The 25,153-nt window shown below is 56.7% G+C and carries 15 protein-coding genes; 9 read left to right on the forward strand and 6 right to left on the reverse strand.

Annotated elements, in window-relative coordinates; genetic code table 11:
- The first annotated feature begins 68 nt into the window (after positions 1-68).
- The 4 genes from Poly41_RS12780 to Poly41_RS12810 all read left to right on the forward strand — a co-directional run bounded on the left by Poly41_RS12780 (position 69) and on the right by Poly41_RS12810 (position 5,874).
- A complete protein-coding gene (locus Poly41_RS12780; RefSeq protein ID WP_146526587.1) occupies positions 69-485 on the forward strand; it encodes an alpha-L-rhamnosidase-related protein in 417 nt (138 codons plus the stop codon).
- 159 nt (positions 486-644) lie between these two features.
- Positions 645-5,027: a DUF4886 domain-containing protein gene (locus tag Poly41_RS34055; RefSeq protein ID WP_231615631.1), complete on the forward strand. Its 4,383-nt coding sequence runs from the start codon at positions 645-647 to the stop codon at positions 5,025-5,027.
- A gap of 326 nt (positions 5,028-5,353) precedes the next feature.
- Positions 5,354-5,494: an LITAF-like zinc ribbon domain-containing protein gene (locus tag Poly41_RS12805; protein WP_146526588.1), complete on the forward strand. Its 141-nt coding sequence runs from the start codon at positions 5,354-5,356 to the stop codon at positions 5,492-5,494.
- Positions 5,494-5,874, forward strand: coding sequence for a DUF2752 domain-containing protein (locus Poly41_RS12810; RefSeq protein WP_146526589.1), 381 nt, complete (start codon positions 5,494-5,496; stop codon positions 5,872-5,874). Before Poly41_RS12805 ends, Poly41_RS12810 begins: the two co-directional genes overlap by 1 nt.
- 52 nt (positions 5,875-5,926) lie before the next feature.
- Here the strand turns inward: Poly41_RS12810 and Poly41_RS12815 are convergent, their stop codons facing one another.
- Together Poly41_RS12815 and Poly41_RS12820 are read right to left on the reverse strand one after the other, a co-directional pair.
- Positions 5,927-6,886 (reverse strand): Gfo/Idh/MocA family protein, encoded by a 960-nt coding sequence (locus Poly41_RS12815; RefSeq protein ID WP_146526590.1) that lies wholly within the window; start codon positions 6,884-6,886, stop codon positions 5,927-5,929.
- Positions 6,887-6,899: 13 nt separating this feature from the next.
- Entirely contained in the window at positions 6,900-7,121 is a 222-nt protein-coding gene (locus Poly41_RS12820) for an RND transporter (RefSeq protein WP_146526591.1), read from the reverse strand.
- A 237-nt stretch (positions 7,122-7,358) separates the two neighbouring features.
- Here Poly41_RS12820 and Poly41_RS12825 point away from each other — a divergent pair, with 237 nt between their 5' ends.
- Both Poly41_RS12825 and Poly41_RS12830 read left to right on the forward strand, forming a co-directional pair.
- Entirely contained in the window at positions 7,359-10,076 is a 2,718-nt protein-coding gene (locus Poly41_RS12825) for a PSD1 and planctomycete cytochrome C domain-containing protein (RefSeq protein ID WP_146526592.1), read from the forward strand.
- A complete protein-coding gene (locus Poly41_RS12830; protein WP_146526593.1) occupies positions 10,073-11,500 on the forward strand; it encodes a DUF1501 domain-containing protein in 1,428 nt (475 codons plus the stop codon). The genes Poly41_RS12825 and Poly41_RS12830 overlap by 4 nt, the downstream gene beginning before the upstream one ends.
- Before the next feature lie 474 nt (positions 11,501-11,974).
- On the opposite strand, the gene Poly41_RS12835 is transcribed toward Poly41_RS12830, so the two are convergent.
- Both Poly41_RS12835 and Poly41_RS12840 read right to left on the reverse strand, forming a co-directional pair.
- A complete protein-coding gene (locus tag Poly41_RS12835; protein WP_146526594.1) occupies positions 11,975-13,939 on the reverse strand; it encodes a HEAT repeat domain-containing protein in 1,965 nt (654 codons plus the stop codon).
- Positions 13,940-14,038: 99 nt separating this feature from the next.
- Positions 14,039-15,307, reverse strand: a complete 1,269-nt coding sequence (locus Poly41_RS12840; RefSeq protein WP_146526595.1) for a Gfo/Idh/MocA family protein — start codon at positions 15,305-15,307, stop codon at positions 14,039-14,041.
- Positions 15,308-15,836: 529 nt separating this feature from the next.
- Between Poly41_RS12840 and Poly41_RS12845 the strand changes: the two genes are divergently transcribed.
- Positions 15,837-17,273 carry a sulfatase-like hydrolase/transferase gene (locus tag Poly41_RS12845; protein ID WP_146526596.1) on the forward strand — a complete coding sequence of 479 codons (1,437 nt, stop codon included), beginning with the start codon at positions 15,837-15,839 and terminating at the stop codon, positions 17,271-17,273.
- A 270-nt stretch (positions 17,274-17,543) separates the two neighbouring features.
- Here the strand turns inward: Poly41_RS12845 and Poly41_RS12850 are convergent, their stop codons facing one another.
- On the reverse strand, positions 17,544-18,989 hold the full coding sequence (locus Poly41_RS12850; RefSeq protein WP_197231291.1) for a 3-keto-disaccharide hydrolase: 1,446 nt from the start codon (positions 18,987-18,989) through the stop codon (positions 17,544-17,546).
- Between the two features lie 117 nt (positions 18,990-19,106).
- Positions 19,107-20,594 carry a sulfatase gene (locus tag Poly41_RS12855; protein ID WP_231615632.1) on the reverse strand — a complete coding sequence of 496 codons (1,488 nt, stop codon included), beginning with the start codon at positions 20,592-20,594 and terminating at the stop codon, positions 19,107-19,109.
- Positions 20,595-21,067: 473 nt separating this feature from the next.
- Between Poly41_RS12855 and Poly41_RS12860 the strand changes: the two genes are divergently transcribed.
- Both Poly41_RS12860 and Poly41_RS12865 read left to right on the forward strand, forming a co-directional pair.
- Positions 21,068-22,357: a DUF1552 domain-containing protein gene (locus Poly41_RS12860; protein WP_146526598.1), complete on the forward strand. Its 1,290-nt coding sequence runs from the start codon at positions 21,068-21,070 to the stop codon at positions 22,355-22,357.
- A gap of 13 nt (positions 22,358-22,370) precedes the next feature.
- The gene (locus tag Poly41_RS12865) at positions 22,371-24,821 is read left to right on the forward strand and encodes a DUF1592 domain-containing protein (protein ID WP_197231292.1); all 2,451 of its coding nucleotides are present in this window, start codon (positions 22,371-22,373) and stop codon (positions 24,819-24,821) included.
- Positions 24,822-25,153: the final 332 nt, after the last annotated feature.

Genomic DNA, 25,153 nt, shown 5'->3' on the forward strand with positions numbered 1-25,153 from the left:
TTGTAACGGCTGCCCCCCTCCGCGTCTAGCGCGTGGTGGTCTCTTCGCATCTGTTCGCGTTTTGCATTATGAGCCGAGAAAGCAAGGTTGAAACCGTCAATATGTTGGTCAACAAACGCGACTTTCCTGGTTGGGGACACATGCTCGAAAATGACGCCACCACCCTATGGGAACACTGGCCGTTCAGCGACAACACCTTCAGTCATAACCATCCAATGTTCGGCTCCGTCAGCCAGAGGTTCTCCAACTGGCTCGGTGGGATCGAGCTGGCCGCGGACGCCGTCGGTTTTGACCGCATTGAACTGCATCCTCGCTTCGTCGAAGGACTCGGTTGGGTGAAGTGCTCGCACCGATCGATCCAGCATGCTGACGAAACTCTTTACTTGCCAACACGGGGGCGTGTTTCGATCGTCGAACGATCGCAACAGTGCGCCGGTACCCATCGTACATCCCCACCGAGGGTCATTCAGGCATTTCGTGCCTGACACTGCTTTTCCATCTTGCGTTTCGTCGATGGTTCTGGGGGGCTGCTGCAACCCTTCGAGACAAGATTCCGTTAAGATGAGCACGTCATTTCTATCGAGCTTGATGTTCTGCCAGAACCAGGGGTCACTGTGAAAAACCGCTTTATTCTATCCATCGTTGTGAGTCTTTTTTCTCTTGCGACCCATGGACGCGCCGAGGACACGGAACTGAAGTCGGGCGACGCAGTGCGTCTTCTCACAATCGGCAACAGTTTCACTCGGAACGCCACGCGGTACTTGCCAGAGTTGGCCAAATCCGGAGAGCATGAGTTGATTCATCGGGCCGTCATCGTTGGCGGTTCGTCTCTGCAGTTGCATGCGGAGAAGATGCACAAGAACGAGAAAGATCCCAGCGATGAGGCCGGGTTGTACACCAACGGGCAAAGTCTGAAACAAGAGTTGACTGCGGAGTCTTGGGATTTCGTGACCATCCAGCAGGTCAGCATAAAAAGCCACGATATCGCGACCTATCGTCCCTACGCGGGCGAGTTGGCTCGTTGCATTCGAGATTGCGTCCCCAATGCAAAACTGCTGGTCCATCAGACATGGGCATACCGCCGAGACGATCCGCGATTCTCCGTCAGCTCGGCCAAGCCCGGTGAGCCGTCCACACAGCAGGAAATGTATCAAGGACTCAGCAGCGCCTACCGGACCATTGCGGCGGAACTGGGCGCGAGGCGAATTCCCGTAGGGGATGCCTTCTATCGAGCCGACACCGATTCGATCTTTGGATACCGCGCGGATACCGCGTTCGATTTTCAGACCGCCGAGCCCCCAGGCTTGCCCAATCAGACCCATTCGTTGCATGTCGGCTGGCGGTGGTCGAAACAGAACGACGGCCCGTTGGAGCTGCGAATGGACGGGCACCACGCGAACATGGCAGGCGAGTACTTGGGGGCATGCGTCTTCTACGAGGTTCTGTTTGCTGACAGTGTCGTGGGCAACCCCTTCGTGCCTTCCGGATTGGATCGCTCCTACGCAAGATACCTTCAGGAAACCGCTCACCAAACGGTTTTGGACACACAAACACCCGCAAAGTCAAACTTTTTCGTTGCAACCAATGGGAACGATTCTTGGTCGGGCCAACTGGTCAAGCCCAACGCGGAAAGAACAGACGGTCCCTTCGCCTCGCTCCAGAAAGCACGTGACGCCATTCGCGAGCTGAAAAAACGCAGAGGGCTTCGGGAGGGCGGCGCGACCGTCTTCGTCCGTGGCGGCACCTACTCGCTTCCTCAGACGCTGAAGCTCCAGGCCCAGGATTCCGGTACGCCAGCAAGCCCAATCACCTACCAGGCGTACAAAGACGAGACGCCTGTGTTGACCGGCGGCAAACGGATCAACGGCTTCGAGCCCTACCGGGGCAGGATACTTAAGGCGGACGTCACGACTCAGGGGCTGCAGGGCGTGGAGTTTCGTCAATTGGTTTGCAACGGCCGACGCATGCACTTGGCCCGCTACCCGAATTACGACCCCCAGAATCCGTATGGCGGCGGCTGGGCGTATGCCGATGGCAAGCCTGTTCCCATGTATGCCGATGTGCCCGGCGAAGACCGTCGCGCGCTGCACTACAAGTCCGCCGACGCGCGCACTTGGGCACGCCCAGAAGAGGGCGAAGTATTCGTGTTCCCGCGCTACAATTGGTGGAACAACATCGTGCGCATTGAGAGTATCGACCGCGACAAGCGGCTCGTCAAACTGACCCACGACTGTTCTTACGCCATCCGCCCAACGGACCGGTATTACGTGCGTGGCATGCAAGAGGAGCTGGACGCGCCGGGCGAATGGTATCTGGATAAGCGCACGTGGACGCTCTACTTCGTTCCGCCAGCCGACACCGATCCGGCTACCATGGAAGTTCGCGCGCCCCACCTGCCGACGATCATTGAGCTTGAAACCGGTGCCACGAACATCACGTTTCGAGGGTTGACGCTGGAGTGCAGCCAGAGCACCGCCATGGTACTCAGAGACACGACGAACTGCCTTGTCGCTGGTTGCACGATCCGAAACGTGGGCGACTACGGCGGCAGCGGTGTGACGGTAAGCGGTGGGGTAAACAACGGCGTCATGGGCAACGACATCTACCAGGTCGGAAGCAACGGAATCATCATCAGCGGCGGCGACCGTAAGACGTTGACGCCTGCGGGAAACTACGCGGACAACAACTACATCCACCACGTCGGTGTCTTCTACAAACAAGGCGTTGGCGTGTCGTTGTCCGGCTGTGGCAACCGTGCGTCGCATAACCTTATCCACGACGGCCCGCGCTGGGGTATCGGGTTTCGAGGCAACAACCTTGTCATCGAGTACAACCATATCCGGCACGTGAATCTGGAAACCGCGGACACCGGTGCGGTCTACACCGGCGGCCGGGACTGGTTGGGTTCGCGAGGCACGGTCATTCGTCACAACTACTTCCACGACATCCTTGGCTACGGCCAGGAACACGGCGAATGGGTCTCGCCTCACTACGCATGGGGCGTCTACCTGGACGACAACACCGGCGGCGTGGACGTGATCGGCAACATCGTCTCTCGCTGCGACCGCGGACTGATCCACCTACACAATGGCCGCGACAATCTCGTCGAAAATAATGTTTTCATCGACGGCAAACAGCAGCAGATTCAGTGCAGTGGCTGGACTGGATCGGGAAAGCGGTGGAACGAACATCTCGACACGATGCGCAAGGGCTACGAGTCGGTCATGGATCAGCCGGCGTGGAAGAAGATGCGCAACATGCACATTTACCCTGACAAAGCCGTCTTGCCCAATGACATGACCATGACCGGCAACGTCTTCCGACGCAACATCTGCTATTTCACGGACCCCGGAAGCCGACTGCTGAATCTGCGATACATGCCGCTGGACCACAACGAATTTGACTACAACGTCTATTGGCACGCCGGTTTGCCCATCGAGACAGGCGCGTCAGGAGTGAAGGGAACGACTGGCCCCAATCTGGCGCCCAATTCAGGCTTCGAGTCCGGCCAGCCCGGTGCGATACCGTCGGATTGGCAATGGCAAGTGCGACCGGGTGACTCGAAAGCCGCCGTCGTCCGCGACGTGCATTTCGAGGGGGAACAATCCGTGCGCATCGAAGGTGGCGGCACCGTCAATAAGCCGGACGGGCAAGTCCTGGTGCCGAACTTTGTCAGTTCCGAGATTCCTCTCGAACCCGGCCGGACGTATCGGCTCACCGCACGCATCAAGGCCGCCGCTGCAGACACGGAGTTTTCGATGATGCCGCAATCCTATGAGGCCGGAGCCTACTTCTGGGCCGAAGGAACATCCGGCAGGGTGGGCACCGAGTGGAAACCTTACGAGGTCCTCTTCACGTTCCCCGGTCCAGGTGACCGCAGTTATCGAGAGGAGATGAAGACAGCCCGCATCCGCTTTGACATCAGACAGGGAATGGGCACGATCTGGGTGGACGACGTGACCTTGCACGAAGCGTTTCCCTTGGACCCGTTTGAAGCGTGGCAGGCAGATGGCATGGACAAGCACTCGGTTGTCGCGGATCCACTTTTCGTCGATGCAGCCAACCGCGACTATCGGTTGCATCCAGACTCACCGGCGCTCAAGCTTGGCTTCCAACCCATACCATTCGAGAAGATCGGGCCTTACCAGGGTGATCTGCGCGCGTCCTGGCCCTTGGTCGAGGCGGAGGGTGCCCGCGAGTTCTCGCTTCCTGCCGCGCGGATGCAGCTTTGGCCCGATACGGCCCCGGTCGGCGATGGCACGCGCGAGTCAGCCGAAACGGTGATGACCGTTTTTCTTCCACCGCGTGACAAAGCGACCGGAGCGGCGATCGTAATCTGCCCCGGCGGTGGCTACGCGCGACACGTGCTCGACAACGAGGGGTCCATTGTCGCTCGATGGCTCAACGATCACGGCATTGCCGGAATCGTGCTCCAGTACCGCTTGCCAAACGGTCGCCCCTATGTTCCGTTGCTGGATGCTCAGCGAGCGATTCGTGTCGTCCGATCTAAGGCAGAGACCTGGGGGCTCGACCCACAGCGCATCGGCATCATGGGCTTCTCCGCTGGCGGGCATGTCGCTTCCACCGCGGGCACTCACTTTGACGCTGGCGACCCCGAAGCGACCGACCCCATCGACCGCGAAAACTGCCGCCCTGATTTCATGGTGTTGGTTTACCCGGTGGTGACGATGGGCGAGAAGACACACGGTGGCTCGAAGAAGAATCTGCTTGGTCCCGATCCGCCGCAAGAACTGGTGCGTCTCTTTTCAAACGAAGAACAAGTCACCGATCAGACGCCGCCATCGTTTCTGGCCCACGCCAAAGACGACCAACCGGTGCCCCCGCAGAACAGCCAGGCACTGCGCGACGCGCTGAAGACGCACGGCGTGCCCGTCGAGTATCTGGAACTTCCCGAAGGTGGTCACGGCCTATTCGGTTATGAAGGGCCGATGTGGGAGAAGTGGAAAGTGGACTCTCTGAAGTGGATGGCCGAGCAGGGGATTATTCCGAAAAACTCAGGAAGTTAGCAACACGACTTCTTTGACCTAGACGATTCCATGACCCCCGTTTCCGATTCGCTCCCCCATCATTTAGAAAAATGCTCTAAACCGGATGAATCTCCAGGTTTCCGTGATCGACGAGTTTGGAAAGGTGGAAGTGAACAGCACTTTTTATACGGGATGGCCAATCGATGTTACCTGGACATTGCAGACTGGCGAAGTCGCCGAATTGCGATTGATTACTGAGCTTTTGGCTTGTTTCTTTACTTTGCGCGCCCCGTCGGGTAAGAATGACTGCCAATTGAACTGCAAACGTTCTTTTTTTTGACCACAGCTCGCATGGGAGAATTTAGATGCCTCAAGGTGAAGCCGTTGCGTTAGGTTTGAATCAAACGGGATTGATCGTATTTATCATTTTGATCTTGGTCTGCTTTCCACTGTGTTGGATTCCGTTCTTGGTGGATTCCATGAAAGGCAATCCAAAAAGTAACTGATGAGTACTCGAGCAAATGATTTGCTCCGTTGGCTTGCTTACGTCTCGCTTGCGTTTTATCTCGGCTGGAACTTGTGGGAAATCATGGTGGGACATCGCGTCCCACGGTCGATTTTTTTTGCCGCCACCGGGATGCCATGTCCCACCACGGGTGGCACACGCAGCATGTTGGCGTTGTTGCAAGGCGATTTGGCTCTCGCACTCCACTTCAACCCGTTTGCGATTCCGATAACGGCCTTGGCCGTTATTTCAATCATCCATCTTGTCGTGTGTCGCCTGCGTCCACCGCACCCATTTCGGTTGCCAAACCTCTACCTACCCCTTTGGCTGACGCTATTGGGGATTGCCTGGGTTTATCAGTTGGCTTGGTACCCTCGGTAGCGGTTGCCGCTTTTCCTTGTGCGCGAGACCCTACGTCTTTTTGAAAAATGCTCTATGAGATTGCGTTCTCATAAGCCATCTGAATGAGATCGTTGGTTTGTTTCCCGATCCGACCGCTGATTGTAGGCGTTCGGTGCTGTAGAATCGCCGCTGAAAAATCCTCGATCAACGGTGCGTGTAGGTTACTCGCCGGTGGGTGCGATTCCTGTTTTTGCCCCGCGGCCGTGTAAAGCCCTAAGTCGCCTTGATTCAAATCTTCGACGGTGATGCGACCGTCGGTTCCGATCATCTCCAATCGGTCTGGTGTGTCCACGGTACCAAAATAGGATTGCAACACTCCATGGGCGCCTGCGGTGAATTGCATCACCAACGTCGCCACTTGCTCAGCTTCGTAGTCGGGCGAGTCGACCAGCATCGCCTTAACGCTATGGACTTCCCCCAGCAGTTGCAAGAATAAATCGAGGCGATGGCTTCCGACATCCATCAGCGGTCCTCCACCCCCACGTGCTCGGATCACACGCCAATCATCGGCGGGGAATGAGTTAGGGTTTCCCGTGACGCAAGCGATCGACAAGATGCGTCCCAATTGCCCCGACCGAACCAATTGTTGGATCCGCGCAACGACGGGGTAGAAACGCCGATAGTAGGCGACGCCAAGATAGACTCCGGCCCGATCGCAAGCCGTGATCATTTGATCGCACTGGACAGGGTCGACCGCCATCGGTTTTTCAACGAGGACGTGCTTTCCAGCGCGGGCAGCCGCAAGCGTTTGCGGAAGATGGCAATCGACCGGTGTGGCGACGTAAACGGCATCCAAATCAGGCGATGCGATCAGATCATCGGCATCCGTGAATCGGTGGGACACCGCAAAATGATCCGCAAACTGCTGCAATTGCGGTTCGCTGCGGCGGCAAACGGCTACCAATTTAGAGTTTGGATCCATTTGGATCGCCGCCGCCACCCGTTTGTTGGCAATGTCACCTGCCCCGATGAGTCCCCATCGAATTGTCATTGTCTCTTTCCCGTTAGCGATGCGGCCACAAAATGCGTGCAACTTTCACCACCAGCAGCACCCACGGCGTGGCATGCAGGACCAAATCGAAGATGTCGATCGGCTTCGCCAAGGTCCCCGTGAATAGCATTTTGAGCTTTTCCCAGATGTGTGGTTCCGGCACAAACGGAGCCAACCCCAGCGTCAAAGCCGCTGCGACAAAAATGAGCAGCGGAGTTCGGTCCATCCATTCCATTTTGGAATCCCACAGTTCACACGGCACGCGAGGCACAATCGATCGCAGTTGTTATAGCGAAAACCCCTGTGAGTCGGTGATCTGAAGATCGACAATCTGCGATCGGAAGCGATTTTTTGCAGCAATTGCCGCCCGAGCAGAATCGTGCGACAATTTGTCATCTCCTGGTCCTCGATGCGTGCGGGGCGATACACCCTCACAAGGCGAAGCTGTTCAAGCGACACCGATTGATTCAACATGACAAAGCTATTCCTCGTTTTGCTTCTCTGTCTGCTGGCCTCCTCCGCATGGGGTAGAGAGCCAGAGACGCTGAATTTCAATCGCGATATCCGTCCGATTCTGTCTTCGAAATGCTTCGCATGCCATGGGCCGGACTCGCAGGATCGTGACGCCGACTACCGCTTGGACACCAGGGAAGGTGCGTTTGCTGACCTTGGTGGCTATGCTGGGATCGTCCCTGGAGAACCAGATTCCAGCGAACTCGTGCTTCGTATCACCAGCGATGATTTGGACATGCGGATGCCTCCACCGGAGCACCAGAATCCGCTCACGACTGGAGAAATCGACCTGTTGACTGATTGGATTGTCGATGGCGCGCCGTATTCGGGGCATTGGGCATTTGAGGCAGTGGGGCGGCCGAAGCCACCGGTGGTTGATGTGGCAACCGTGGGTGCAATCGACCTGTTCATCGCGGCACGACTGAAGCGAGAAGGCCTGGCATTCTCGCCCGAGGCCGCGCCGGAAACACTTGTTCGTCGGCTGCATCTGGATCTGATGGGCTTGCCGCCGTCAACGGCCGAGCTGGATGCTTATCTCAAAGATCCCAAGGCTGAATTTGAGATGACGATCGATCGGCTGATGGAGAGTCCGCAGTTTGCCGAACGGCTCGCAATGGACTGGCTCGACGTGGCACGTTTCGCTGACACCAATGGCTATTCAATTGACGACCACCGCGACATGTGGGCCTGGCGCGATTGGGTCATCCATGCGTTTCAAACCCACATGCCCTATGACGAATTTCTCCGCCAACAGCTGGCAGGGGACTTGATGGAGAACGCCACTGAGGGACAAAAAACTGCCACCGGTTTTCTTCGCAACAGCATGAATACGCACGAAGGTGGGACGATCGCCGAGGAATACCGCGTCGCTGCGATCATCGACAAGGTCGATACGGTGTCGACAACGTTCATGGGGCTGACGATGCGATGCGCTCAGTGTCACGATCACAAATACGACCCGATTTCACAACGCGACTATTACCGGTTTTTCGCGTTCTTCAACACCTCCACCGAATCAGGCGTGGGAGGAACCAACGGGAACACAAATCCGGTCCTCTCGGTCACTCCGATTCTTCAAGACAAGGCGACGTTTTGCGCATCCCTTGAATCTCGGATCGCTGCGCTCCAGCACGCCAAGGCCTATCCGCAAGGGCCGCTGGGCGATGCGAAACAAAAATGGGAGAAGGAAACGCTTGCCCAAGCAGCGAAAGCGGCGTTCCTTGCGTTGGTGGCATCGGGTGATGGCCGTTCTTTCGGTACCGACGCGAACTGGATGGAGAGCTCGAAAGCGGAGGTGGGTTGGAAGCGGTCAGGCCACGTCGGCGGTTTCACGTCTGCCTTGGTTGTCGTTCCGCATGGCGCCACACCGTGGGGCAAGGTGTTCGCAAGGATCGGCTTGGCAAGGATCGCCCGCGATCAACCCGCTCTCATCGCCGCGCTTCGAAAACCCAATCAACAGCGGAGCACGGAGGAACACAACTTGGTCGCAGTGGAGTTTGGCAAGGCGAATTCTGACATGGACAAGTTGCTTAGGAGCATCGACGGCGAGATTGGCGTGCTGCAAACGTCGCTCGCGAGCGGTCAGACGTCGGTGATGGTGATGAACGAAGGCGCCGCAGATCGGAAGACGCCGATCCTGAGGCGTGGACAATACGATCAGCATGGCGAAATCGTCGAGGCTGGGATTCCCGCAGTTTTTGGAAACTTGCCCGAGTCCACTCGCCCCAACCGCTTGGCGCTGGCGGATTGGCTCACCGATCCAATCCACCCACTGACGGCTCGGGTCGCGGTGAATCGCTACTGGCAGTTGCTGTTCGGAACGGGGCTCGTCAAAACGTCCGAAGACTTTGGTTCCCAAGGCGAGTGGCCATCGCATCCCGAGTTACTTGATTGGTTGGCCTCAGAGTTCGTTGCCTCGGGCTGGGATGTGCGTGCGTTGCTCAAGACGATGCTCCTGTCGAGAACCTATCGTCAAGTCTCCGACGTCAGCGAGGAATTGCTGAAGCACGATCCCTACAACCGGTTGTACGCTCGGGCGCCACGGTATCGCCTGTCGGCGGAGGGGATTCGCGACAGCGCGTTGGCGATCGCCGGGCTGTTGGACCGCGAAGTGGGAGGTCCGAGCGTCTTCCCGCCGCAACCGCTGGGGCTGTGGAAAGAGGTCAGCCATTTTGGTTACCCCGGTTTTTTCTCAGCACAACACTATTTCCCGGATCGCGGCGAGCGTGTCTATCGCCGCAGTCTCTACACGTTTTGGAAACGGACCTCGCCGCCACCGTTCATGACCACATTCGATGCGCCCAATCGCGAAACCTGCGTCGTGCGGCGGTCGCTGACGAACACGCCGCTCCAGGCGCTCGTGATGATGAACGCTCCACAGTTTGTCGAAGCGTCTCGGGGACTGGCGGAACAGATGTTGAGCGCCGACGCATCTGTTCATGGGCAAATTCGCCATGGCTTTCGACTCGCGACAGCGCGGCATCCGAGTGCCCAGGAATTGGCCATTTTAAATGCCGCTTACCAGCGTCAATTGGACTATTTTGGTGCCTCGCCCAAACGGACGGCCCGTTACTTGGTCGGCAGCGAACTGGGGACAGATGACGAACCGAGTGCCGCCGCGATCTGTTCCGTCGCCTCGCTGATCCTCAACCTCGACGAAACGATTACACGCCAATGAATACGAACCTCTTCACCTCGCGCCGTGCCTTCGTCAGCCAAGCCTGCGGAGGCGTGGGGGCGCTTGCGCTCGGGGCGATGCTCGATAGCAATGCAAACGAAGACGCAAACCGGTCGGGTCTGCCGCACTTCAAGCCATCCGCTCGGCGAGTCATCTACCTCTTCATGTCCGGTGGCCCCTCGCATATCGACCTTTTCGACTATAAACCGGTGCTTGAGCAAAAGCACGGCGAGGAGCTTCCCCCGAGCGTGCGCGGCGACCAACGACTCACAGGGATGACATCGGGCCAAACCAGCTTCCCCGTTTGCGGTGGAATCGGAAAATTTGAACGCCACGGTGAGTGCGGTACATGGATCAGCGATCTGCTGCCTCACACCTCCAAAATCGCGGACGACATCGCAGTGATTCACTCGATGCACACCGAGGCGATTAACCACGATCCGGGCATCACGTTCATCAATACAGGGTCTCAGGTTCCGGGTCACCCGAGCGCCGGCGCGTGGGCTAGCTATGGGCTTGGCAGCGCGAATCAGAACATGCCGTCCTATGTTGTGTTGCTCTCGCAAGGCAACGGCAAGAATCCTGGCCAACCGATCTTCTCGCGGCTCTGGGGCAGCGGCTATTTGCCGTCCAGTCACCAAGGCGTGATGCTCCGCAGCAGTGGCGATCCGGTGCTGTACTTGAATGACCCACCTGGCATCACGCGAAAGAACCGTCGCGGACAGCTCGATGACCTCGCCGCACTTAATCGTCTGAAGTTCCAAGCCAGCGGCGATCCGGAAATCGAAACACGCATTGCACAATATGAAATGGCATTCCGCATGCAGGCCGCTGCTCCCGAGATCGCCGATCTCTCGGACGAACCCGACAGCACGTTTGATCTTTACGGCGAGGACGCACGCCAGCCGGGAACTTATGCATTCAACTGCCTGATGGCACGGCGCATGGCAGAGCGTGATGTGCGGTTCATCCAGCTCTTTCATCGCGGCTGGGATCAACATGTCAACCTTCAGCCCCATCTCCGCGCTCAATGCAAAGACACCGACCAGCCTTCCGCCGCACTGGTGACGGATTTAAAAAATCGCAAGCTTCTGGACGACACGTTAGTGATCTGGGGGGGGGAATTTGGCCGGACCGCATACAGTCAAGGTGCATTAGGAAGCGGACGCGACCATCATGGGCGCTGCTTCAGTATGTGGATGGCGGGTGGTGGTGTCCGCGGTGGGCTTTCGTATGGGGTGACGGATGAGTTTGCTTACAACATTGCCGAAAATCCAGTGCACATCCGAGATCTCAATGCGACCATGCTGCATTGCCTGGGAATCGACCACCAACGGTTCAGCTACCGATTCCAAGGGCTCGACCAACGACTGACCGGAGTGGAACCTGCACACGTCGTGAAAGACCTGTTGGCAACATCATGACGCAGACATGAATTGACTTCTTCAGCACATGGTTGGGCAACCGCAGAGGTCCTAACGGGACAGCGCCACTTTGTGGGCGATTTACCGTAATTTTCTGAATCAATCTCGGGCTGAGCGGCAAGACGCTAGAGCCTTTTTACGAAGGACGTCGGTTCTCGCGCACAAGGAAACGGGGTCAGGTACCAATCGTGCGAAGCACCCTTGCTGGCCATTTGGCTATCGGTACCTGACCCCGTTTCCGATTAGCTCCCCCATCATTTACAAAAATGCTCTAGCCGCCGGTATTTCGTGGGCATAACCGGCGGCTAACGCCTTGCCGCTCACAAAGTGACGCTGTCCACCGAGAGCATTTTTTGATCTTCAACGTAGCCACCGTCGCCAATCGGTGGACCACGTTCCGGCGAACGTGGCGAGTTTGCAGCGTACATCATTGTTCAAAATGCTCTGAGTAGGCAAAGACCGGTGAGTCCCTGCTTACTCCGACGTCGAACGCGTGATGAGCACTTTTGCACGGTTGGCGAGTTCCTCGTTCTTCGTCGTGGCGACGACGATCGGCATAGCACCTGCCACCGATTTCGGGTCGTTGTCGACAATTTTTTCCCCGATCGTCACTGCCGCCTTGCTGGCGTCTTCACTCAGCGATGGAGTCGTCAGGTGCAGCATGACCATCTTCAGACCCTGTGGGGAAGGGAATCGCGTAAGCGTGTCGAGCACCAGTTTGCGTTCCTCATCTCGAGTCGCCGCGGCAAACGCCTGCTTGCTCATTTGCAGACGCTGACCCGGCTTTAACCCGAACTGTCGAATGATTCGGATGTAGCCACGCAGGCAACGGACACGGAATTTCTCATTTCCCGACTGTGCCAATTCCAGCAGTACGGGAGCGGCATCCGGTGTTAGCCATTTTCCGAGCGCTTGTGTGGCGGCGTCCGCTGCGGAATCCTCGTCGCCCTCTGCAGCCCTTTGCACGCCAGAGAGTGCTTGTTCGCCCCCCACGTAAATGAGCAGATCCATCAATTCGATTTTCGCAGCAGCTGATTCGCCCGCCATTCGATCCAGCAGGACTTTCGACGCTGCATCGCGGTCGCCCATCCGCTGACATGCCTTGCGTAAGGCTTCCTTCATCGGTTTGGCAGACTCCGAATCGCCCATCGCCAACATCTTGTCAACGAGCGGCGGAAAGTTTTCGAGTCCCACCGTCATCCCCAGACCATCGATGGCAGAGTTCCGCAGTTCGGCATCGTCGGCTGAGACGTATTGCAGCAGCAAAGGGATCACCTGGGGAATCCCGCGTCGACCGGCGACGTCCACCAGCACGAGCCGCTGTTGTCCGTCGCTCCCTTCCAGCGTCTGAGCCAATTGAGCATCCACATCATCGCCACCGAGCACCGTCAAACTGTCGCGCGCGTTTGTGGCCAGAACTTCGTCGTCGGACACGGCCGCCTTCAGCAGAACAGGCACAACGGAGCCATTGCCCAATGCGCCGAGAACACGCACGGCAGCGTTCTTCATGTCGGCATCGCCGGAGCCCAATGCTTCAATCACGGTTGGCAATGCCGAAGCATCCCCTCGTTCTCCGAGCACGTGCAAAAGCAGGATTTGGCGGTCTGGCTGCAGCGAATCGAGTTGATTCACCAGTTGTTCGGTCGTGCTCGTGTTCGTCAAACTGTGCGCAAGCTCCAATCCGATGCGGAACAAGTCGAGATCGTCGTCGCCAAGATAGGAAATCATCAGCTCGTTCACGTTCTCCGAGCCTGCTCGGATTTCGCCAAAACGAGACGCTACGTTGATGTGTTTTGGCAATTCAGCGGAGCGAAGAGCCGCCAAAACCTTCAGTGCATCTGCATTGTTTCCTTCCAGCAGCAAATTGTCCGCAGCTGTCAGACAGGCGTCTGCAGCGGCCACACGCAGCGAAGCCTTGCCACTTAACGCCTGCTGGACTGCGGCGATGGATTCGGGGGACCCTAACGCACCCAATGCGGAAAGTGCCGCCGCCGCGACCTCGTCGTCGTCGCTATCAGCCGCGCTGAGCAAGGCGTCGACGGCCAGGGTGTCCTTGCGAGCCGCGACGGAATTGATCACACCCACAAGCTGCCTGCCCTTCAGTTTCTCCAACGCACTACGAAACGCCTTGTCGACGTCGGAACTTGGATTCGCTTCTAAAGCAAAACGCGCGTAGTGCGATAAGTCCGGGTCGGCCAGCAACTTTGCCACCACAGGCACCGACTCGGAGGTTCCGATGATCGCTAGCCGCTGGCATGCTTTGGCCTTATCGAATAATTCAGCGTCGGAATTCAGAACGGCAATTAACTGCGACTCGTCACCCTCGGCGGGAAGCGGCTGCTGTGACAACGCTTGATTTGGAAAAACCGGTGCTGCATACGGCAACACCAGAGACATCAGCAGCGTGGCGACGGAGAAAGGGGAGCGAAGGATAGTCATCAGAGGTGTCCTCCCAGGGAAGTCAAACCTGGTATCGGTTGGGGCGGGGTTGAGTTTGTGGGGGTGAGTTGATTGAAAGGCGTCGAGGAAGATTCGCCATCAAACGTGCCAAGGTTCGCGCATGGCGCGTGAACACATGCGATTGGCCTCTTCGTCATCGGCGAATTCTTCCTTGACGGGGTCAAAGCTCAGTTCGCGACCTAGTTGCCAGGCGATGTAGGCGGCGTGACAGACGACGTGCGACTGCGCCACGACCGCGGCGTTCGCGTTGGTCAAAGCACGCGTCTTCACGCAGTCCAGGAAGTTGCGGATGTGGGTCGTCGGATCCGTCCCCGCGCGGTGGAACACCGATTGCTGGGTGCGCAGCGATTCCGGCTCGAGAATGAAGTTTCCGGAATCCCCCGTTTCGATCCAGCCTTCGTCGCCTTCATAGCGCACGCTGCACGTGCCCATGCCCATCCAGCCCTCGCTGCGCATGACCAGTTTCAGACCGTCGGCGTAATAGCACTCCACTCCATCTGCATTGGGGACGTATCGAACCGGAGCGGTGTCGTCACGGCCGGCTGCCCACTGGCAGAGGTCGACCGTGTGCGAACCCCATTCGAGAATTCCGCCGCCATGAAAGTCGAAGTGGCCGCGCCAGCGACCTGCGACATACTGCGAATTGTAGGGTCGCCACGGACAGGCACCGAGCCAACGGTCCCAATCGCAAACCTCTTTCGAAGGTTCCGGTTCGGCCGGCAGCCAATGATGACTGGTGCCCGGCGGACGGGTATTGGCGTGAATGGTATGTAGCTTGCCGAGTGCACCGTCACGCACCAAGTTCTTTGCGAACTCAAAGTTGCCGATCGTGCGTCGTTGAGTCCCTGCCTGGTAAACGCGGTTGTATTTTCGATACGCGTCGGCCAGTGCGCGGCTTTCGGCGATGGTCAGCGAGCACGGTTTTTCGCAGTAGACGTCCTTTCCGGCTTTGGCTGCCAGAATGGAGGCCATCGTGTGCCAGCGATCCCCGGTCGCGATCAGCAGCGAATCGATGTCGTCACGGGCAAGGATGTCATACATGTCGGGATACAGGTCACAGTCTTTGTTCCCGTACGTGCCATCGACGAGCGTCTTGACCGCCTCACGCCGTGACTTTTGCAGATCGGCCACCGCGACAAACTGCACGTCGGGATTCGCGAGAAAACACTTCAAATCGGTAGTCCCGCGTGGTCCGATGCCCAGGCCGCCCACCACAATCCGGTCGCTCGGAGCTACAGCACCGCCGAGTCCCAGAGCGGAGGAGGAAACGATCAAGGGAGCCACGATCGCGGCGCTGGTGGCGGAGGCCGTGGACTTTAAGAATTCACGTCGGCTCTTCGCTTTCATCTTTTGTTCCTTTTGAATATACGGGATGGCTAGGGACCTATCCGAAAAGGGGTCTGACCCTTTGTCGACCGACGTTTCGATTGCTCAAAAACTCGTTGTTTTCCAATGGGTTTGCTACCGATACGCTCAGACCAAGAGAGGGTCAGACCCCTTTTCGGATAGGTTCTCAATGACGTAGGCCAAATCTATTCCAACCATGATAACGTGCCTGATCCGCTCGCTGGCTAACATCGAGTCTTTTTTTCCCGTTTCCATCTCGCATCGCGCGAAACGCAGAACGAACTGGTCAATTCCTCCTTCCTGGGGGGGGCAACGCAGGGCGGTGGCGGGTCATGAGACGTCGCACTGCTGAATTGCGGAGCCGCTTTGTGTATTCTTTCCATGGGTTAGATGATTCGTCCGTGCTGGCACCGTCGTCGCTTTTTCGAAGCATGAAAGTATTGTCCCTGTTTCGAAAGATCGTCGTGAGAATCCATGGGCAATGACTTTGCGTCGTAATCAGTCTGCGATCTCTTGATAGAAGGCCACAATGAACATGACTCGATCAACACCGCGAATTGCCTTGCTGCTTACGGCTGCGATGGCCGCGATGGCCTCGGCTGCCGAACAACCCAATCTGATCATTTTGTTTGCGGATGACCTTGGCTATGGGGAGCTCAGCTGTCAGGGCAATCCAGAAATCCCGACGCCCCATATCGACTCGATCGCCAACCATGGCGTCCGTTTTACCGCCGGCTATGTCGCGGGGCCCAATTGCAGTCCTTCACGGGCGGGCTTGCTGACGGGACGAATTCCGACGCGTTTCGGCTACGAGTTCAACCCGATCGGCGCGGTCAATGAACAACCAGGCATCGGACTGCCAGCTGCGGAAGTCACGATAGCCGAAACGTTGCAGAATGCCGGATACACAACTGGGCTGATCGGGAAATGGCATCAAGGTGGCACCGCGGATTTCCATCCTTTTCGGCACGGCTTCGACGAGTTCTTCGGATTCATGCACGAGGGGCACTACTTTGTGCCGCCTCCCTACCAAGGGGTGACGACCATGCTTCGCCGCAAGACTCTTCCCGGCGGGATGACGGGCCGGTGGGTCGGAAAGAAGGGACTGATCTATACCGATCACATGGGTGGGAACGAGCCGGACTACGATGCCGACAATCCCATCACGCGCGGCGGTCAGCCCGTTGTCGAAACCGAATACCTGACCGATGCGCTCACGCGCGAAGCCGTTGACTTCATCGACCGGCACGACGACAAGCCTTTCTTTCTCTACCTGGCCTACAATGCGGTTCACAGCCCGCTGCAAGGTGCCAAGGCCTACATGGAAAAGTTCTCGCACATCGAAGACCTCCACCGCCGGATTTTTGCCGCCATGCTGGCCAACCTCGACGACAGCGTCGGCGCGGTGATGAAGCAGTTGCGGCAGTCGGGACTGGAAGAGAATACGATCGTTTTTTTCCTCAGCGACAATGGCGGTCCAACACGCGAACTGACCTCAAGCAACTTGCCGCTGCGAGGATCCAAGGGGACGATGTATGAGGGTGGGCTGCGAGTGCCCTTCATGGTGCAATGGAAGGCAACCATTCCCCCCGGGCAAGTGTATGCAAAACCGGTCAGCTCATTCGATATCTATGCGACCGCCGCTGCCAACAGTGTCGGTGTCGCGGCGCCGAATCAGATCGAGGGCGTCGATCTGATTCCGTTTCTGACCGGCAAGGACGACGGCATTCCCCACGAGACTCTGTTTTGGCGCCAAGGTGACAAGGCGGCGCTACGCCACGGCAATTGGAAATTGGTTCGTATGGGCGAACGGAAGGCACCCGGCGACGCGAGGTGGGAACTCTATGACCTCACTAAGGATCTCTCTGAACAGACGAACCTAGCCGAATCACACCGCGAGCGTCTCGCCGAATTAGTGGAGTTGTGGGAGCGAATGAATGGCGAAATGAGTCCGCCGTTATTCTGAATCCGGTGGCTCGCACGGGGGCGCACGGATCGACGTCGTGTTGATTGCCTGTTCCACCGGACCTCGAAGGAATCACCGCGCGTTCCTGCTCGCCCACGGTACTCCCTCGAGTGGGAGCATCCGAGCTAGAGCATTTTTGTAAATGATGGGGGAGCTAATTGGAAACGGGGTCAGGTACCAATAGCCAAGTGGCCCGAAGGGTGCTTCGCACGATTGGTACCTGACCCCGTTTCCTTGTGCGCGAGAACCTACGTCCTTCGTATAAATCCTCTAATAGGGCAACTCTCGAAGGTAGAGGTTCTTGAAGTAGAGTTCGCTACCGTGGTGTTGGAGTTCGATTTGGTCGGACCGGGGGATGGAGGTCAGGCCAGTTTTGTCCCAGTAGTTTTCTAACACAACACGATCGACGATCTGCTTCTTGTTGAGCCAGATCGTGACCTTTTCACCTACCATGCGGATCAGGAAGGTGTTCCACTGGCCCGGTGGATTATCGGCCAGAACCGTGGGAGCATTTCGCCAGCGTTTGTTGTTCCAAAGTCCGCCCGATCCCAAATTGCGGCCATTTCGGTAAGCCGCCACCCATTGCTGCGGCGTGCTCGGTAACTCCGAGCCCGCTTTCACACGGGCATCCCACGGGTCCCAGATTTGAATTTGAGGCGTTCCACGCAAGTAAATACCGGAGTCGGCACCGGCTGGGATTTTCCAGTCCAGATAGAGTTCAAAGTCGCCAAAGTCTCTCGCCGTACAAAGGCTCTGGCCTTTGCCATCGTAGGTCAAGATACCGTCGACGACGCTCCAATGCTCGGCCATGGATTGATCGGCCGTTGCCTGTGCAGCCTGCAATGCATCGCCGGACAACTTGCGGCGCTCGTTCGCGTCCTTGTGCGCCAGTCCTTTCCATCCCGTCAAGTCCTTGCCGTTGAACAGCATGCGGAAACCATCGGGCGGCGTGTTGTCGCCCTTCGTCCGAGGGAGTGCGGGTGAGGGGGAGTAGTCAGCGATTCGAAGGCTGCGAAATTCAACACGGTCGTTGTGGCCTGCCAAAAAAATGTGCCCCGATTTGTTCTTCATCCCCTTGTGAACCCCGCCGTCCACGGCAGTAGTTTGATCCAGAAACGTGTCGACAATCACGGCTCCATTGAGAATCACCATAATGTGATCGTCAATCGCGATGATGGTTTCTCGGTTCCATTGCCCGACCGGTCTTAAGTAGCCCGTTTTCGCTGGGGTGATTCCGTAAATCGATCCGTGGTATTGCCACGGTTTTAGCCAACTGAGTTTGCGTGATGTGCCGCCAGCCATTTCGGCTTCACCACTGTAGCGGCTGCCGTTGTGATCCAAGATCTGAATCTCCATGCCGTCGCTAGCTGGATGCCCGCCGTTGGGAACTCGGATGCCGATCCCATTGTTGCCGCTTTCGTCCAGTTTGAATTCAAACTCCAAAGCAAAGTCGCTGTAAGCTTTGTCGGTGCGAAGGTTCTTGCCACCCTTCTTGCAAACGAGGGTACCGTTCTCGACGATGTAGCCTTTGGTGTCACCGCTCCATCCGGTTAGATCTTGCCCGTTGAACAGGTTGGTCCAGGTGGCGGATTGCAAAATTTGTGTCGTGCGTTCTGCAGCCAAGCGATTGGGATCAGGTTTGATATCGTCCTGAGCAAAGCTGACAAGGCCGATTGTGAGTGAGAGAGCGCCGAGAAGATTAAGTCTCAATGACATGGGATTCCTCATTTGTTTGGAGTTGGGGCAATCGTTCGTGATACCGTTTTCTCGCAGGATCTGACCAGCCTCGATGCAATTGTCATTGCAAAGCCCATCAAAAACCACAGGGCGATCCTAACGGGCCCTGGTCGATCGCGGGGGCGACCCGAGGTCGTTATCGCGAACTTCCGTTAGCTTCTTTGCGAGCCTACTTCGCAGACGTGCAACGATTTCCGTATGATCCTCGGACTGTGCCAGGTTCGTGAATTGATTCGGATCGGCGGCCATGTCGAACAACTCAATTCCCTTGGAACCCTCTTCACCATATTGAAGATACGCCCATCGGTTTTCGCGAATCAGAAAACCTTGACGCATCGGCGCGACACTGAACGCGGCATCACGAACCACGTGACGGGGATCATCGAACATCCGCGAAATATCCTTGCCCTGCAAGTTTTGCGGCACATCCAGACCACATAGATGGGAAAGGGTCGGGTACAAGTCGAGTAATTCCACGAAGCTGTTGCAAACCGCTGGCCGCTTACCTGGGACGCTGATGATCAAGGGTACCGACGCAGACTCCTCTCGCAGCGAAACTTTGGCCCAGAAATCATGTTCACCAAGGTGATAGCCGTGATCGCTCGTGAAAATGACGATTGTCTTTTCCTCCAGTCCCGAGTCCCGTAGTGCTGCAAGTACCTTGCCGACCTGCGCATCGATGAAAGAAACGGATGCGTAGTACCCGCCGAGTGCTTTCTTTTGACGTCGCAGGTCCATTTTCATGTTGACACTTGTTTTATAGTTGATGCCCGCCAGGGGCGTATCGTTCCAATCGTCAACAACGCGTGGCGGAAGTGTAAGATTCTCGTAAGGTTTGAACGGTTGGAAGTAGGACCGCGGCGCGACGAATGGAACGTGGGGTCGAACGAAGCCAACGCCAATCCAAAAGGGTTCGTCGGCGTGCGATTGGATCAGCGCAGACGCTTGTTGTGAGGTTTTACCATCGGAGTGTGCAAGGTCTCCCTCATCTGCCTCCACAACAACAAACGTGTTCCCGCCGACCACTGGCTTGGTCCCGTCGGGATTGTTTTCCAGCGTCTCGCCATCGCCTGCCGCCTTCCACTCGGGGCCCGGACTGTTGAACCGCTCGGTCCACGAACGCGCGTCATCCGCTCCGTCACCACCCGTCTCGATGCCGCCCGGTACGCCCATGTGAAAGATCTTGCTGACTCTCGCCGTGTAGTAGCCATGGTTCTTGAAGTGTTCCGGCCACATCGGGCAATCTCCGATCTGCGGTCGCGGATTGGTGTAACCCAGGACGCCGGTTGCATGGGGATAGTACCCGGACATGAACGACGCTCGCGAAGGACCGCAATACGTTCCCTGACAATAGGCACGAGTGAATCGTGTCCCCCTGGCAGCGAGCGCGTCAATGTTTGGTGTTTGGCAGACCGTGTTTCCATAACAGGACAACGCCGTTGAGGTCAGGTCGTCCGAAATGAGAAACAAAACGTTGAGGCGAGCTGGCGTGGGGGTCGGCGCGGTTGCAAGCGATGTTGTGAACGAGCAACACAACGCGATGGCCAAAGCCGACAGGATTCTGAACATCTCTTGGTTGGGCATCCTGGTTCTTTCTCTGGAAGAAATCGATGTTGTCGCGGTCGGTAAATGCGAAGGGTTGGGGGCGACAACAATATCGGTGTCATCGATTTGCGTTCGCACGACTCGTTGAGATCACGGCATACGGGGTGGGGGCGCCATGGATACCATACCAAAACAAATCGTGTCGCGTGGCTCCAAGTATGCTGGAACCGTAAGCGTCACCGCAGACGACACCCTATTATCTTCATCGCTTCGACTCTCCTTACATCGTGGAACCTTGCAAACGAGAGGACGTCGGCTCACCCATTTCGACGATCGCAGAATGACTCGGGCAAAGGCGGCTCGAGGGTATGGTTGCACCCTCTCAGGCTTCCGGTTCACCCCACCTCCATCCCGTGTTCTTTGTAGACGCAATGGAAAGGAAAGGTTAGACTCAAAAATGCTCCCTGCCCAAACCGTCCACCTTCGCTGGCCCCGCCTGAGAAGTCTCCGACATGAATGATGCACGTCTTCTTCGTATCAATCGCCGCTGTCTCCTTCGTGCGGCGGGCGTCAGTGTGACACTGCCTCCGATGGCATCGCTGGATTCGTGTCTTGGTAACTCTCAGCAGCAACCAACATCCAGCATGAAAATGGTTTGTATCGGTAACTCATTTGGAATGTACCCCGAAGAGTTCTTTCCGAAAGCAGGCGGTCCCGATTATGAGTTACCCCGGTTGCTCGAACCGCTCAAACCTCATCGTCGCGGCTTCACGGTTTTCTCGCACCTCGACCACGGCATCAAAGGCGGGCATTTCGCCGTCCATTCGTTCTTGAGTGGCGTGAAGACCGACGAGGCACGGTCGATGCCCGATGGAATGCTGAGCCTCGACCAGCGCGCCGCCGAGCACGTCGGTTCCCGTTCGCGGTTTCCGTCGTTGACCCTCGGTTCTGATTCGGGGCTGCATGGCGGTTGCCGGATGTGTTGGACTCGATCCGGTGCCCGCGTCCCGCCGATCACCAACCCGAAAGCACTGTTCCAGAAACTATTTGTCGACGGCGACGCGAAAGATCGAGCGCACGCTCAACAGCAATTTCAACTGCGTGGCTCCATCCTCGACGCGGTTTGCGGCGAGGCGCAGTCGATGCAGAAGCATCTGGATGGACGCGACAAAGCCAAACTTGACGAGTACTTCAGCTCCATTCGCGATGTCGAAAAGAAACTGCAACAAGACGAGAACTGGCGGACGGTTGCCAAGCCAACGGTGGAGTACCCCGAACCGGAAATGAAAGGCATCGTCGAAGACCTGCCGGTGCTGTTCGACTTGATCGTTCTGGCGCTGCAAACCAATTCGACTCGGGTCGCCACATTAGAAATTTCCAGCGAACATTTTGATACAGGTTTTTTAGGGCTAAAAGCGGGATACCATGCGATCTCGCACCACGGCAAGAAACCTGAAACCATTGAGCAATTGTTGACCATCGAGCAGTACCAAATGGAGCAACTTGCTCGCTTTCTTAGCAAACTGAAATCAGTGACCGCTGATGACGCATCCGGTGCGTTGTTTGACAGTACGATGGTTCTTTTCGGCAGCGGCATGGGCAACGGTAACGCGCACACCAACACAAATTTGCCAATTTTGCTCGCTGGAGGCGGTTTCCAGCACGGAGAACACAAAATTTACCCCGCAGGCCGCAATGTCCCACTTTCGAATCTGTACTTGTCGATGTTGCAGCGGTTTGGTGTTGAAACGGATTCGTTCAGCAAGAGCACCGGCACGCTCCGTGGTCTGGAAGTGGTCTGAGGATGTGCGAGCTTTGATCCGAACGTCCCTTGCAGCGATCCTTCTAAGTGTCGCAACGTTACCTGCCGACAAGATCCTTGCCGTGGACTTCGATTCAAAGCAAGCCTTCGCGACCTATTGCACGGGTTGTCACGGAGCTGAGGAACAAAAGGGCGAACGTCGCTTCGATCAGTTGCGATTCCCGATCGTGGACAACGACACATTGGTCGAGACTCAAGACGCGATCGATCAACTCGTTCTCGGCGACATGCCGCCTGATGATTCCGATCAACCAGACGAGAACACGCGGCAGAAGTTGATTGAGTATCTACGCACGCAAACCGAGCAGTACCACCAGTCGCAGACGACTACGGGCGGTGAAACGGTGCTTCGTCGCTTGAATCGACGTGAGTATCTGAATACCGTTCGCGATTTGTTTCAGTTGAACACGCAGATGTTTGATCCGTCACGAAACTTTCCGCAAGACGATCTGATCGATCATTTTGACAACGTGGGCAATCGCTTAGCGACCACCGGTTTCTTGCTCGAACAGCATCTGATCGCTGCCGATCAAGTGATTGAAAAAGCGTTTGCACCGGAAACGAAACCGGTTATTCAGCACTGGCACTTCAAAGCGCCCTTCATCCAACAGCAGGAACTGGAATACGCACACCGCGAAGCGTTTGATTCAAAGTACTTGTGCGTTCACGAGACGAACAATTCGGAAAACCATTGGGGCGAGTACGCGCCGATCCTGAAGTTCCGTGATGGAGCACCTCACCATGGTCGCTATGAAATCCAAGTGCTCGTGGAAGGCCAAAACCGTGATCATCCGCACCCAAGTCATCAAGTCGACATCGACAAGGATGAGCCCATGTTGATGGGGATCATTCCCGGCAATCCGAATTTGGGAAAGCTCTCTGATCCGCAACCGTTTGAAACGCGGTTGGCTGTAATCGAGGTTCCCGATGGCAAACCACAGTGGTTCACACGAACCATTTGGTTGGACCAAGGGTTCTCGCCTCGATTTACCTATCTCAATGGCCCGTCAAATGCCCGAAACCTCCAGTCCCGAATCGGCCTGAAAATGCTGAAAGAGCAGGGGCGAAAGATGGAGCGGTTTGGGGAGCATTATGTGCAAGCACTCAAAGAGGGCAAGCTGCCGCATCTGCGCATCCATGAAATCAAAATCAAGGGTCCGATCTATGATGCATGGCCGCCACCCAGCCGCCAAACGATTCTTGGCGAGCAAGCGTTTACGCGTGATCGCATCGAGGAAATCGTCACGCGGTTTATGGCGAAGGCCTATCGTCGCGATGTCGCGCCGGCCGAAGTCGATCAAATGCTGAGTGTAGCTCGTCGCAGCGAAGCCGCAGGACGAACAGCCTACGAATCGCTCAAGGACACGCTCACGGCGGTACTTTGTGCGCCCGGGTTCTTGTATCTCGACGAGAAACCGGACGCCCCGAATTCGACGAAGTTGTCCGATGTCGCGTTGGCCAATCGACTTTCCTATTTCTTGTGGTCGTCCATGCCGGATGATGCACTGGTGGTTGCTGCCAGCGAGGGTTCGATTCGTGCTCCGAAGCGTTTGCGATCGGAAGTCGATCGGATGTTACAAGATCCGAAAGCATCGGAATTCTATGCCGGCTTTTGCGACAGTTGGTTAGGTCTGCGAGAACTCGGCGGTATGCCACCCGACCGGAATGAGTTTTCTCCCTACTACAGCAAAGACCTGCGCCCGTTGATGTTGCAGGAAACCAGGTTGTTCTTGCGTCACTTGGTAGAAGAAAACCTCAGTCTATTGAATTGCCTTGATTCCGATTTCACCTTCGTCAATCGGACGCTGGGACGGTTCTACGGCATGCCCGATATGAAGGGCTACACGTTTCGGAAAGTAACGCTTCATAACAAACATCGCGGCGGGCTGCTTGGCCATGCCAGTGTGCTGACGGTCACCGCGAACGGAATCGAAACGTCACCGGTAACCCGTGGTGTCTGGGTGTTGGAGAACCTTTTCGGCACACCGCCGTCGCCACCGCCTGATAATGTAGAACCCCTTGATCCCGATACACGCGGTACAAAGACCATTCGCGAACAACTCGCCAAACATCGCAACGTTCCAGCGTGCAACGAGTGCCATCGCCGCATCGACCCGCCTGGATTTGCACTCGAAAGCTACGACCCGATCGGCCGTTGGCGAACGCACTACGCCAAAAACCAGAAGATTGATGCGTCGGGGCAGTTTGTGAACGGCGACAAGTTCGAAGACATCGTCGAACTGAAGCAGCTGTTGTTGGCTCGTGAGGATCAATTCACGCGGACCGAGATTGAAAAGCTGCTCGTCTACGGTACCGGACGTCAAATCGAAGCCACGGATCGCCCTGAGATCGACCGCTTGGTCAGCGAGGCCAAGAAGAACGAATACCGTTTCCGAGACACACTCCAATCAGTCATCGAAAGCTCCATCTTTCAGTCACGGTAAGGCGTTGGCCGTACGCGGTCGTCACGGCTGGGGGGCAAACGCCTCCGCAACTCGATGGGCACGACCTTTCGCGGTTGCTCAGCGACCCCAACGCCGGTTGGCATCATCTCGCCCTTGCTGCGAGCAGTATGAAAAAGGTGCGATTCGTCCTGCGTCACGCCTCCAGCACAACTCGGTATCTCGCTTTGCCCGATTCCAAGTGATCCATTGCCGCGCCGATTTCGCATCCAATGCCGGATACCACTACCTGGGCAGTGCTAATATCATGGCACAAATCGACAACGCCTTGGCCGAATCGACCAATCAACTTATCCCATCTGCAAAGTAAACGA

Source organism: Novipirellula artificiosorum (assembly GCF_007860135.1).
Taxonomy (GTDB): domain Bacteria; phylum Planctomycetota; class Planctomycetia; order Pirellulales; family Pirellulaceae; genus Novipirellula_A; species Novipirellula_A artificiosorum.